The organism is Massilia sp. Root133, from assembly GCF_001426525.1.
GTDB lineage: Bacteria > Pseudomonadota > Gammaproteobacteria > Burkholderiales > Burkholderiaceae_D > Telluria > Telluria orientalis.
Window position 1 is genome coordinate 86,046 of sequence record NZ_LMEW01000001.1, and the last position, 13,184, is coordinate 99,229.

General features: G+C 65.1%; 9 protein-coding genes. 5 read left to right on the top strand and 4 right to left on the bottom strand.

Annotated features, from left to right (window positions below; all coding sequences use genetic code 11):
- Both ASD28_RS00390 and metH read right to left on the bottom strand, forming a co-directional pair.
- Positions 1–957, bottom strand: coding sequence for a polyprenyl synthetase family protein (locus ASD28_RS00390; RefSeq protein WP_082577024.1), 957 nt, complete (start codon positions 955–957; stop codon positions 1–3).
- A 172-nt stretch (positions 958–1,129) separates the two neighbouring features.
- On the bottom strand, positions 1,130–4,885 hold the full coding sequence (gene metH, locus ASD28_RS00395; protein WP_056123566.1) for a methionine synthase: 3,756 nt from the start codon (positions 4,883–4,885) through the stop codon (positions 1,130–1,132).
- Positions 4,886–5,235: 350 nt separating this feature from the next.
- Between metH and ASD28_RS00400 the strand changes: the two genes are divergently transcribed.
- The gene (locus ASD28_RS00400; protein ID WP_056122273.1) at positions 5,236–5,469 is read left to right on the top strand and encodes a BrnA antitoxin family protein; all 234 of its coding nucleotides are present in this window, start codon (positions 5,236–5,238) and stop codon (positions 5,467–5,469) included.
- 145 nt (positions 5,470–5,614) lie between these two features.
- Here the strand turns inward: ASD28_RS00400 and fmt are convergent, their stop codons facing one another.
- Complete coding sequence (fmt, locus tag ASD28_RS00405; protein WP_056122278.1) at positions 5,615–6,562, bottom strand: methionyl-tRNA formyltransferase; 948 nt, start codon at positions 6,560–6,562, stop codon at positions 5,615–5,617.
- An 11-nt stretch (positions 6,563–6,573) separates the two neighbouring features.
- Positions 6,574–7,101, bottom strand: coding sequence for a peptide deformylase (gene def, locus ASD28_RS00410; RefSeq protein WP_056122281.1), 528 nt, complete (start codon positions 7,099–7,101; stop codon positions 6,574–6,576).
- 252 nt (positions 7,102–7,353) lie between these two features.
- On the opposite strand from def, the gene ASD28_RS00415 reads away from it, so the two are divergent.
- The 4 genes from ASD28_RS00415 to ASD28_RS00430 all read left to right on the top strand — a co-directional run bounded on the left by ASD28_RS00415 (position 7,354) and on the right by ASD28_RS00430 (position 13,153).
- Positions 7,354–8,469, top strand: coding sequence for a LysM peptidoglycan-binding domain-containing protein (locus ASD28_RS00415; protein WP_056122282.1), 1,116 nt, complete (start codon positions 7,354–7,356; stop codon positions 8,467–8,469).
- A gap of 7 nt (positions 8,470–8,476) precedes the next feature.
- The gene (gene dprA / locus ASD28_RS00420; RefSeq protein WP_056122285.1) at positions 8,477–9,658 is read left to right on the top strand and encodes a DNA-processing protein DprA; all 1,182 of its coding nucleotides are present in this window, start codon (positions 8,477–8,479) and stop codon (positions 9,656–9,658) included.
- A gap of 122 nt (positions 9,659–9,780) precedes the next feature.
- On the top strand, positions 9,781–10,245 hold the full coding sequence (locus tag ASD28_RS00425; protein WP_036235377.1) for a DUF494 family protein: 465 nt from the start codon (positions 9,781–9,783) through the stop codon (positions 10,243–10,245).
- 232 nt (positions 10,246–10,477) lie between these two features.
- Positions 10,478–13,153, top strand: a complete 2,676-nt coding sequence (locus ASD28_RS00430; RefSeq protein ID WP_056122288.1) for a DNA topoisomerase III — start codon at positions 10,478–10,480, stop codon at positions 13,151–13,153.
- The last annotated feature ends 31 nt before the right edge of the window (positions 13,154–13,184 follow it).

The window sequence follows — 13,184 nt, forward strand, 5'->3', positions numbered from 1 at the left end:
TCAGTTGGGCGCGCCCGCCGCCACGCGGCCGAACAGGCCGTCGACGAAGCGGCGCGTGTCGGGACGGGGGCCGAGGGCGTCGGCCAGGTGGCGCTCGGCGTCGTGCAGGTGCAGCGCGAGGCGGCGCCGCGCCTCGTCCTGGCCGACGGCGTTGATGAGCGTTGCCTTGTGCGCATCCTTGCCGGTGTCCTTGCCGGTGACGGCGCTGTCGTTGCCCGCCACGTCGAGGAAGTCGTCGCGCAGCTGGAACGCGTGGCCGGCCGCGAGGGCGAAGGCGCGCAGCGACGCGGCGACGGTATCCTCGGCCTGGGCGACGATGGCGGCCATGTCGACGGCGACGCCCAGCAGCACGCCCGTCTTGAGTTCGTTGGTGACGGCGATGTCGTTTTCCGTGCCGCGGCTGCCGCGCAGGTCGAGGTACTGGCCCTGCACGAGGCCCTGCGTGCCGACCGTCTCGGCCAGCCGCGCAACGAGGCGGGCGCGCACGGCCGGCGGGACGTCCTGGGCGGCGGCGAGGATGCCGAATGCGCGGCTGAGCAGGGCGATGGCGGCGAGGATCGTCACGTCCTCGCCGAACTGCACGTGGACCGTGGGCCGGCCGCGGCGCAGCAGCGCATTGTCCATGCACGGCATGTCGTCCAGGATCAGCGAGGCGGCGTGCACCAGCTCGACGGCGCACGCGACGTCGACGAGCGCGGGCGACGTGCAACCGAGGTCGCGTGCGACGAGCATGACGAGGAGGGGGCGCATGCGCTTGCCGGCGCCGAGGGCGGCCGCGCGCATGGCTGCGTTTAGAAGGTCGGCATTCAGGAGGTCGGCGCGCGCGGCGTCAGGGTTCAGCCAGTGGCCGAGGCGGTGCTCGATCGCCTGGCGCAGCGTGTCGAGCTCGTTAGGCGGCTGTACCGGGAATCCGTCAAAAATGCCGACGTCCTCATGCCGCCTTGCTTGTATGGACATTCCCACCCCTCCCGCGCGCGCTGAATCGTCAGAATTGACGAATTCAGCCGATCATACCGGAACAACCTTGGCGAATCGCCAAGTGTTTCAAGCGTGCGCGGGACAAACCCGGTTCATTCATTCTTTCGGGGTCGGAGCATGGTGTTCCCGGGTGTGCTCCGACCCCGACTGATCAGAGATTCGGCGCGAGATAGCGTTCCAGCTCGTCCTTGGCCATGCCGCGGCGTTTGGCCATGTCCTCGAGCTGGTCCGGCCCGATCTTGCCGACCACGAAATACTTCGACTCCGGATGCGAGAAGTAGAAGCCCGACACGGCGGCCCCTGGATACATCGCGAACGATTCCGTCAGCTGCATCCCGATCTCGTCGGCCTGCAGGGTCTTGAACAGGTCCGCCTTGACGGTGTGCTCCGGGCACGCCGGATAGCCCGGCGCCGGACGGATGCCGACGTATTCTTCCTTGATCAGGGCCTCGTTCGACAGCTTCTCGTCCGCGACGTAACCCCACAGGTCCGTGCGGACGCGCTCGTGCATGTATTCGGCGAAGGCTTCGGCCAGGCGGTCGGCCAGGGCCTTGACCATGATCGACGAGTAATCGTCGCCCGCGGCCTCGAAGCGCTTCTCGATCTTTTCGGCGCCGATGCCCGCGGTCACGGCGAACATGCCGATGTAGTCGGCGATGCCGGACGATTTCGGCGCGATGAAGTCGGCCAGGCACTGGTTCGGGCGCTGCACGCCGTCGACGACGGGCTTGACGCCCTGCTGGCGCAGGCCGTAGTACGTGAAGGCGACTTCGCTGCGGGTGTCGTCCGTGTAGATCTCGATGTCGTCGTCGTTGACGCTGTTCGCGGGCAGCAGCGCGATGGCGCCGTTGGCGGTCAGCCAGCGCCCATCGATGATCTTCTTCAGCATCGCCTGGCCTTCCTCGAACACCTTCGCCGCCGCTTCGCCCACGACTTCATCGGTCAGGATCGCGGGATACGGGCCGGCCAGGTCCCAGGTCTGGAAGAACGGGCCCCAGTCGATGTAGCGGGCGAGGGTGCCGAGGTCGACGTTCTTGAAGACGCGGCGGCCGATGAACTTCGGTTTCAAAGGCGAGAACGCCAGCTGCGCCTTATTCGCGCGCGCCTGCTCCAGGCTCACCATCGGCAGCGCCTTCTTGTTCGCGTGCTGTTCGCGGATGCGCACGTAGTCTTCCGCGATCTCGGCGACGTAGCCGTCGCGCGTTTCCGCCGTCACGAGCGACTGGCCGACGGAGACCGAGCGGGACGCGTCCGGCACGTACACGACCGGGCCTTCGTAATGCGGCGCGATCTTGACCGCGGTGTGCGCGCGGCTCGTCGTCGCGCCGCCGATCAAGAGCGGAATGCGGCGGTCGCGGAACCACGGGTCGCGCTGCATCTCGCGCGCGACGTGGGCCATCTCTTCGAGCGACGGCGTGATCAGGCCGGACAGGCCGATGATGTCCGCGTTCTCCGCCTTCGCTTTCGCGAGGATCTCGGATGCGGGCACCATCACGCCCATGTTGACGATCTCGAAGTTATTACATTGCAGGACGACGGAGACGATGTTCTTGCCGATGTCGTGCACGTCGCCCTTCACCGTGGCGATCACCATCTTGCCCTTCGGTTTCGCGACGATGCCCGTGCGCGCTTCTTCCGCCGCCTTTTCTTCCTCGATGAACGGGATCAGGTGGGCCACGGCCTGCTTCATCACGCGCGCCGATTTCACGACCTGCGGCAGGAACATCTTGCCCTGGCCGAACAGGTCGCCGACGACGTTCATGCCGTCCATCAGCGGGCCTTCGATCACCTGGATCGGGCGGCCGCCTTCATTGGCGATCTGCTGGCGCGCTTCTTCCGTGTCCTCGACGATCCACTGCGTGATGCCGTGCACGAGCGCGTGCGCCAGGCGCTTGCCGACGGGCGCGTTGCGCCACTCGAGGTTCTGTTCCTGCTTCGCGCCGCCGGCCTTCAGGGTGCCGGCGAATTCGATCATGCGCTCGGTGGCGTCGGCGCGGCGGTTCAGCACCACGTCTTCCACGCGCTCGCGCAGTTCCGGATCGAGGTCGTCGTACACGCCGACCATGCCCGCGTTGACGATACCCATCGTCATGCCGGCCTTGATGGCGTGGTACAGGAACACGGTGTGGATCGCTTCACGGGCCGGGTCGTTGCCGCGGAACGAGAACGACACGTTGGAGACCCCGCCCGACACCTTCGCGTACGGCAGGTGCTCGCGGATCCAGCGCGTGGCGTTGATGAAGTCGACGGCGTAGTTGTCGTGCTCCTCGATGCCGGTGGCGATCGCGAAGATGTTCGGGTCGAAGATGATGTCTTCGGGCGGGAAGCCGACCTTCTGCACGAGGGTGTCGTAGGCGCGCTTGCAGATCTCGATCTTGCGCTCGAACGTGTCGGCCTGGCCCTTTTCGTCGAAGGCCATCACGATCACGGCGGCGCCGTAGCGGCGGCACAGCGAGGCCTGGCGCAGGAATTCCTCTTCGCCTTCCTTCATCGAGATCGAGTTGACGATGGCCTTGCCCTGCACGCACTTCAGGCCGGCCTCGATCACGGACCACTTCGACGAGTCGATCATGATCGGCACGCGCGAGATGTCCGGTTCGGACGCGATCAGGTTCAGGAAGCGCGTCATCGCGGCCTGCGAATCGAGCATCGCCTCGTCCATGTTGATGTCGATGACCTGGGCGCCGTTCTCGACCTGCTGGCGCGCGACGGACAGCGCCTCGTCGAACTGTTCGTTCAGGATCATGCGCGCGAACGCCTTCGAGCCCGTGACGTTGGTGCGCTCGCCGACGTTGACGAACAGCGAGGTGGCGTCGACGACGAACGGCTCCAGGCCGGACAGGCGCAGCGCGACGGGGATCTCGGGCACGGTGCGCGGCGGGCAGTCTTTCAGCAGCTCGCCGATGGCCTGGATGTGTTCCGGCGTCGTGCCGCAGCAGCCGCCGGCGATGTTGACGAAGCCGGCGTCGGCGAATTCGCGCAGCAGGGCCGAGGTGTCGGACGGCAGTTCGTCGAAGCCCGTGTCGCTCATCGGGTTGGGCAGGCCGGCGTTCGGGTAGATGCAGACGAACGTATCGGCGATTTGCGAGAGTTCCTCGGCGTACGGGCGCATCAGGGCGGCGCCGAGTGCGCAGTTCAGGCCGATCGTCAGCGGCTTCGCGTGGCGCACGGAATTCCAGAACGCGGACACGGTCTGGCCGGACAGGATGCGGCCCGACGCGTCGGTGACGGTGCCGGAGATCATCAGCGGCACGCGCGGCGTTTCCGGATGCTCGGTGAAGTACTGGTCGATGGCGAACAGCGCGGCCTTGCAGTTCAGCGTGTCGAAGATGGTCTCGACGAGCAGCAGGTCGACGCCGCCCTCGACGAGCGCATCGACCTGTTCGTAATACGCCGTCACGAGCTGGTCGAACGTCACGTTGCGGGCGGCCGGGTCGTTCACGTCCGGCGAAATGGAGGCCGTCTTCGGCGTCGGGCCGAGGGCGCCGGCGGCGTAGCGGGGCTTGTCCGGCGTCGAGTATTTCACGCAGGCGGCACGGGCGAGCTGCGCGGCTGCCACGTTCATCTCGCGTACGAGATGCGCCATGTGGTAGTCGTCCTGGGCGACGCCGGTGGCGCCGAACGTGTTCGTCTCGATGATGTCGGCGCCGGCGGCCAGGTAGCGTTCGTGGATTTCCTGGATGATCTGCGGCTGCGTCAGGTTCAGCAATTCGTTGTTGCCCTTGACGAACAGTTCACGTGCTCCGCTGTCGGCAGGAGCCGTGAAATCGATGAAGCGGCCGTTCGGGCCGCCGCGGTAGGCCTGCTCGTCGAGCTTGTATTGCTGGATGATCGTGCCCATCGCGCCGTCCAGTATCATGATGCGGCGGGCGAGGGCTTCGCGCAGCTGGGCTTCGACGGGGGACATGGCGTGGGCGGCGGTGTTCATCGTAGGGCTTTCCTGAGAGCGGCTGGATAGATATGAGGCGGGTCTGTGATTATACCGTTACTGGCCGAGTTTGTTCCCGATGCGGCCCAAGGACCACGGTTCGCTCGAAATCGGACGCGAGTGTAAAGACGTTTGTAACGTATTGTTTCAACTGTCGTATTGTTACATTGAGATACAAATTGCCCCATATTAGCAATTTCCCGGATACATACAGAGGTGACAATAAATCCCATTGAGACCGCCGCTGGCGCGGTTTCATTGATCTGTATCAGTCCAATCAACGGAAAGTGCGGACCGTCGCTCCGCCGCCAAAATGGGAAGAATTGCAAATGAATAAAGAGTACGAGCCTGAGTGGGACCAGCCGGCAGTCCGCAACGAAGACAACACCCCGACCAAGGCCCACGCTGTCGCTGGCGTGAAACAAATCGTCACCATTCGCCTGGATGTGGACATGCTGGAATGGTTCAAGTCGGCTGGCCCCGGCTACCAGACCCGCATCAACCAGGTCCTGCGTGAATACATGGAAGCGAATCGCGTGCGTGCTCAGGGCGAGCAGCACTGATTCCTTTCATGTCCTGATGGTCGGGGCACAGCGCCCCGCTGATTTGCAGACCTGATGCCGGAACGGCATGCCATCCGACAGAAAGCAAAAAGGGCATCACCGGCGCGAACCGGTTGATGCCCTTCTTCATGATTGCTGCAGGTAGTTACACGAACGCGAGCCCGTCGAACGAAAAGCCTTTCAGGAACTCGCCTGCCGCCAGGCGCTTGCTACCCGGCTTTTGCAGTTCCGTCACACGGAGCGCGCCCGTGCCGCACGCGACGACAATACCCTGCGCATCCGCCTGCAACACTTGGCCCGGCTGGCCGTGACCGTCCGCCGGTTGGGCGTTCCAGATCTTGATCGTGGTCGCGCCCGCCTGGCCATGCGCACCCGGGAACGGGTTGAACGCACGCACCTTGCGCGCCAGCTCGACGGCAGGCAGCGTCCAGTCCAGCTTCGCTTCTTCCTTGCCGATCTTGGCCGCATAGGTCACGCCGTCTTCCGGCTGGGGTACGGCTTCCAGTTGTCCCTGCGCCATTTTTTGCAGAGCCTCGACGATCATGCGGCCACCGAGCGCAGCCAGCTTGTCGTGCAGGCTGCCGGTCGTGTCCGTGTCGCCGATGGCGATGCGCTCGATCAGCAGCATCGGGCCCGTGTCCAGGCCTTCTTCCATTTCCATGATCGTGACGCCCGTCTCGGCGTCGCCCGCTTCGATCGCGCGGTGGATCGGGGCGGCGCCGCGCCAGCGGGGCAGGATGGAACCGTGGATATTGATACACGGCTTGATGTCCAGCGTGGAGCGAGGCAGGATCAGGCCGTAGGCCGCCACGACCATCACGTCATACGCCGTCGCCAGCAGGCGCTCGTGCGCGGCCTTCGCCTCGGCCGCGCGCTGCGGATCCTTCGCATCCATGCGCAGCGACAGCGGCTGCAGCACCTCGATGCCGTGCGCGACGGCGACCTGCTTCACGGCGGACGCCTGCAACTGCATGCCGCGGCCGGCCGGGCGGTCCGGCTGGGTCAGCACGAGCGGGACATTGAAACCCGCGTCGAGCAGGGCGCGCAGGGCGACGGCGGCGAATTCCGGCGTGCCGGCGAAGACGACCCGCATTTTCTCCCTGCTCATGCGCGGCGGGCGGACGAGCGCTGCATGTCGCGTTCTTCCTTCTGCAGCTTCGTCTTGATGCGGTTGCGCTTCAGCGGCGACAGGTATTCCACGAAAACCTTGCCCATCAAGTGGTCCAGCTCGTGCTGGATGCACACGGCCAGCAGGCCGTCGGCCTCGATCTCGAACGGCTTGTTGAACTGGTCGACGGCACGCACTTTCACGCGCGAAGGACGCTCGACGCCGTCATAGATGCCCGGCACGGACAGGCAGCCTTCGTCATAGACCTGCTTGTCCGGGCTGGACCAGACGATTTCCGGGTTGACGAAGACCAGCAGGTTGTCCTTGGTCTCGGTCACGTCGATGACGACGATGCGCTCGTGCACGTCCACCTGCGTGGCGGCCAGGCCCACGCCCGGGGCGTCGTACATGGTCTCGGCCATGTCCGCCACCAGCGTGTGGAGGCGGTCGCCGAATTCGGTGACCGGCTTGGCAACCTTGTGCAGGCGCGGGTCGGGGTAGCGGAGAATGTTCAGTAAGGCCATGGCTGTGTATTCGAAATCAATCAGTAATCGGTATATTGGGCCGCGCGGGCATAAACGCAACACGCCGCCCCCGCTCCCGGGTGCGGTTTGTCTTGCTAGTTCAGGGATTTCTCGGCAGAATTTGATTCAGTAAGGCAACTATTGCGACCCTTCATGATCCGCTGCGCGGTCGAAGAGTCGTCTGGTTCCTGCGTTGTTGCCGGCCGAGGTGGCGTAGCACCCGTGTCGATACGGCACTTTACGGACTCTCCAATGAAAAATTTTAGCACAGGCGTTGCCCGGTCGCTCGCGATCCGCGCCGCCGCCGCGGCCCTTTTCGCCTCCTGCGCCGCCGTTTCCGCCCAGGCCGCCACGAACTGCGCCTTCCGCCCGAATGCCCCCGACCAGCATGTCGTCGTCAAGGGCGATACCTTGTGGGACATTTCCGGCGCCTTCCTCGAGCACCCGTGGTGCTGGCCCCAGGTGTGGGGCATGAACCGCGACGAGATCCGCAATCCGCACTGGATCTATCCGGGCCAGGTCGTCTATTTCGATCGCGCCCGCGGCCGCCTGACCCTGAACAAGCCGGGCAGCGACACGGATGCCGGCGAGCCGCCCCTCGTGCGTCTCGCTCCGCAATTGCGCACGGAAAATATCGGCCGGGACAATGCCGTGCCCGCGATTCCGGCCGGCGTGATCGAACCGTTCCTGACCCAGCCGCTCGTCGTCGAGGCGCAGGCACTGGCGAATGCCGCGCGCATCGTCGCCGCGCAGGAAGACCGGCTGTACCTGGGCGAGGGCGACCGCATCTATGTGCGCGGCGCGCTCGACGGCGCAACCAGTTTCCAGGTCTTCCGGCCGGGCAAGGAACTGGTCGATCCGGAGTCCGGCAAGGTCGTTGCCCACGAAGCGGCGTATGTCGGCACGGCCCGCCTCGTGAAGGAAGCGGGGCCGGGCACGGACGTCCACACGTTCGCGGTCACCCGCTCCGTGAAGGAAATGGGCGTCGGCGACCGTCTGTTGCCGACGCCGCCCACGCCCGTGCGCAACTATGTCCCGCACGCGCCCGCGCGGCCGGTGGCGGCGCGCGTGATGGCGCTCGCGTCCGAATCGAATTACGCGTCGCAGAACCAGGTGGTGACTGTCAACCGGGGCACGCTTGACGGACTCGATGTCGGCGCCGTGCTGCAGCTTTATCATCTCGGGCAGACCGTGACGGACCCGGAAAGCAAAGGTTTCCTCGGGTTCGGCAAGGCGAAACTGAGGCTCCCGGACGAGCAATACGGCGACCTGTTCATCTTCCGGGTTTTCGACCACGTCTCTTACGGACTGGTCATGCAGGTGACGCAGCCGGTGCAGGTCGGCGACGTCGCACGATCACCGGAGTGAATCCACCGTGCAGGACACGGACCTTTCCGCAGCGCCTGCACGATCCTCTTCCCTGGCAGCCTGGCTCCGCCTGGAGCGCACCGCCGGCATCGGACCGCGCACGGCCGCCGCACTGCTGGACGCGTTCGGCAGCCCGGACGCCGTGTTCGCCGCCGACTATTCGGCGCTGGCCGCCCACGTGCACCCGGCCCAGGCGCACGCGCTGCTGCAACCGCCGTCCGATGCCACCCGCAAACTGCTCGATGCCACGCTGGACTGGCTTGCGCTGCCCGGCCACCACGTCGTTGCGCTGGGCGAGCCCGGCTATCCCGACCTGCTGGCCCGGATCCCCGATCCGCCTTTGCTTCTTTATATTAGAGGACTGCCCCATGTGCTGGATGGCCCGTGCCTGGCCGTCGTCGGCAGCCGCAATGCCAGCGCGCAAGGCAGGGCGAATGCGCTGGCGTTCGCGGAAGCGTTATCCGGTGCCGGCCTGTGCATCGTGTCCGGTCTCGCGCTCGGCATCGACGCGGCCGCGCACGAGGGCGCGCTGCGCCGTTGCGGCGGGACGGTCGCCGTCGTCGGCACCGGAGCGGACCTCGCCTATCCCGCCCGCAACCGCGACCTGTGCGAGCGCATCGCGCTGGAAGGCTGCATCGTCAGCGAATATCCGATCGGCACGCCGCCCCTGCCGGGCAATTTCCCGAAGCGGAATAGGATCATCAGCGGTCTCGCGGCCGGCGTGCTCGTCGTGGAGGCGGCGGTGCGGTCCGGCTCGCTGATCACGGCGCGCCAGGCGGCCGAGCAGGGGCGCGACGTGTTCGCGATTCCCGGCTCCATCCACGCCGCGCTGGCCAAGGGCTGCCACATGCTGATCCGCGAAGGCGCGAAGCTCGTCGACACGGCGCGGGACGTGCTGGAAGCGCTCGCGCTGTCGCCGCTGGTGGCGCAGCAAGCGGCCCGGCTACTCCCGCCAGATATGTCGTTAACAGATACCAAGATCGATAACAGTGCCGCCAGGCACTCCAGCATGCCGGCGGACGCCGCGCTGCTGGACGCCCTCGGCCACGACCCCGTCGAACCCGACATATTGCTGGCGCGCCTCGGCTGTAGCCCCGGAGAACTGGCCGCGCGCCTGCTCGTGCTGGAGTTGTCAGGGCGTCTCGAACGGCTGCCGGGAGGCCTCATCCAGAGGATATGGAAGGGATAATGAGCGGAAAATAGGGTGGCGAAGGCGATAAGGCCGATAAACAACGCTGATGTTTCCGCACGGCAGTGGAGCACGTGACGCACTTGTGCCGCACGGAGCTTAGCTGCTACAGTAGCGTCACCATGTTCGACATCCTAGTCTATCTTTACGAGACGTATTATCGTCCCGATGCCTGCCCCGAGCCGGCTGCCCTGGCACGCAAGCTGTCTGCCGTCGGTTTCGACGATGTCGAAATTTCCGAGGCGCTGGACTGGCTGAATGGCCTGACGGAAATGGCCGGGACTACCAATCCGGCCCTCGAATCGAGCGGTACGCGCTTTTATATCGCCCAGGAAGTCGATACGCTCGGCAGTGCCGCCGTCGGCTTCATCCAGTTCCTGGAATTGGCCGGCCTGTTGACCGCGTCGCAGCGCGAAATCGTCATCGAACGCGCGCTGGCGCTGGACGAATCGCCTGTCACGCTGGGCAAGCTGAAGATCATCGTCCTGATGCTCCTGTGGAGCCAAGGCAAGGAGCCGGACGCGCTGATGTTCGACGACCTGTTCGGGTCGGACGAGGAAGATGCGGCGCCGCGCCTGCTGCATTGACGGTGCTATCATCTACATAGTGAAACGGGGCTGCGGCCCCGTTTTTTCTTGCGGTAGAGCAAGATCACGCGTATTTTTCAAAGCAGCATGGCCGGGTTGCATCAAGGCGCACGCAGGCAGAGTCTACTTGCGGATTGCGCGGCAACCCGCTTATCATTGGCCGCTATCTGCCAGTTGTTACTAATAAGCTATCAAACGGCCGGCTTACATCGCCGCCCGACTTAGGAACCCTATGACCAAAGCCCTCATCATTGCCGAAAAGCCCTCCGTGGCGAACGACATCGCCAAGGCGCTCGGCGGCTTTACCAAGCACGATGAGTATTTCGAATCCGACGAATACGTCCTGTCGTCCGCCGTCGGCCACCTGCTCGAGATCGCGGTGCCCGAGGAATACGACGTCAAGCGCGGCAAATGGAGTTTTACGCACCTGCCGATGATTCCGCCATACTTCGCGCTGAATCCCATCGCGAAGACCGAGTCGCGCCTCAAAGTGCTGAACAAGCTGATCAAGCGCAAGGATGTCGACACCCTGATCAACGCATGCGACGCGGGCCGCGAAGGTGAACTGATCTTCCGCCTGATCGCCCAGAACGCCAAGGCCAAGCAGACTGTCAAGCGCCTGTGGCTGCAGTCGATGACGCCGACCGCGATCCGCGACGGCTTCGCCCACCTGCGCAGCGACAAGGAAATGCTGCCGCTCGCCGATGCCGCACGTTGCCGCTCGGAAGCGGACTGGCTGATCGGCATCAACGGCACCCGTGCGATGACCGCGTTTAACTCGAAAGAGGGCGGCTTCTACCTGACGACCGTGGGCCGCGTGCAGACGCCGACGCTGTCGATCGTCGTCGAGCGCGAAGAGAAGATCAAGAAATTCGTTGCGCGCGATTACTGGGAAGTGCGCGCGGAATTCCGCGCCGGAGCCGGCATGTACGAAGGCCGCTGGCTCGACACGAAGTTCAAGAAGGACGACGCCGACCCGGAAAAACGCGCCGAGCGCCTGTGGGCCAAGGTCGACGCGGAAGCGATCGTCGCCGCTTGCATGGGCAAGCAGGGTAATGTCACCGAGGAATCGAAACCGACGACGTCGATGGCGCCCGCGCTGTTCGACCTGACGTCGCTGCAGCGCGAGGCCAACGGCCGCTTCGGCTTCTCGGCCAAGAACACGCTGGGCCTGGCCCAGGCGCTGTACGAAAAGCACAAGGTGCTGACCTATCCCCGTACCGATGCGCGCGCGCTGCCGGAAGACTACCTGGACACCGTCAAGTCGACCTTGGAAGTGTTGAAAGGCAATTCGAACTACCACCAGTTCGCCAAGCAGATCCTGGACAAGGGCTGGGTCAAGCCGAACAAGCGCATCTTCGACAACAGCAAGATCTCGGACCACTTCGCGATCATCCCGACCGGCGTCGTGCCGAAGAACCTGTCCGAGCCGGAACAGAAACTGTACGACCTCGTCACCCGCCGCTTCATGGCCGTGTTCTTCCCGGCCGCGGAATTCCTCGTCACGACCCGCTACACGGAAGTGGAAGGGCACCAGTTCAAGACCGAAGGCAAGGTCATGACGAACCCCGGCTGGCTGGCCGTGTACGGCAAGGACACGACGGGCGACGACAAGGACGGCGCCAGCCTCGTGCCGGTGGCGAAGGGCGAGAAGGTGCTCACCGAAAAGGTCAACGCCAACGGCCTCGTCACCAAACCGCCCGCGCGCTACAACGAAGCGACGCTGCTGTCGGCGATGGAAGGTGCCGGCAAGCTGGTCGATTCCGACGAACTGCGCGACGCGATGGCCGGCAAGGGCCTCGGCACGCCGGCCACGCGCGCGGCGATCATCGAAGGCCTGCTGACGGAAAAATACCTGCTGCGCGAAGGGCGCGAGCTGATCCCGACGGCCAAGGCGTTCCAGCTGATGACTCTGCTGCGCGGCTTGGGCGTGAACGAATTGACGGCGCCGGAACTGACGGGCGAGTGGGAACACAAGCTGTCGCAGATGGAAAAGGGCCAGATTTCGCGCGAAGAATTCATGCGCGAGATCGCCGAGATGACCGAGATCATCGTCAAGCGCGCCAAGGAATACAACAACGACACGATCCCGGGCGAGTACGCGACGTTGCGCACGCCGTGCCCGAACTGCGGCGGCGTCGTCAAGGAAAACTACCGCCGCTTCGCGTGCACCAAGTGCGATTTCTCGATGAGCAAGGTGCCGGGCGGCCGCCAGTTCGAGATCGAGGAAGTCGAGGAGTTGCTGGCCAACCGCACGATCGGCCCGCTGCAGGGGTTCCGCTCGAAGATGGGCCGCCCGTTCGCCGCGATCCTGCGCATCGTGCGCGACGAGGACATCCACAACTACAAGCTGGAGTTCGACTTCGGCCAGGACCAGGACGAAGGCGAGGACGGCGAGGGCGTCGACTTCACCGGCCAGACCCCGCTCGGCCCGTGCCCGAAATGCACCGGCAACGTCTACGAGATGGGCCTCGCGTACGTCTGCGAGCACACGGTGGCCAAGCCGAAGACCTGCGACTTCCGCAGCAGCCGCATCATCCTCCAGCAGGAAATCCTGCCGGAGCAGATGGCCAAGCTGCTGAACGACGGCAAGACCGATCTGCTGCCGGGCTTCGTGTCGCAGCGTACCCGCCGCTCGTTCAAGGCCTTCCTCGTGCGTGGCAAGGACGGCAAGATCAGCTTCGAGTTCGAGGAGCGCAAGGCCAAGCCGGGCGCGAAAGCGAAGGACGAGGGTGACGGTGCCGACAGCGGCGCGGAGACGGCGGCCGCCAAGCCGGCCGCGCGCAAGGCAGCGGCAAAGCCGGCGGCCAAGGCTGCTGCGACCAAGGCCCCGGCCAAGACGGCCGCGGCCCGCAAGGCACCGGCGAAGCGCGCGACGGCGTCCAAGAAGGCGGTCGCGGGCGAATAAACACATCACGTCGTCCCCGCGAAGGCGGGGA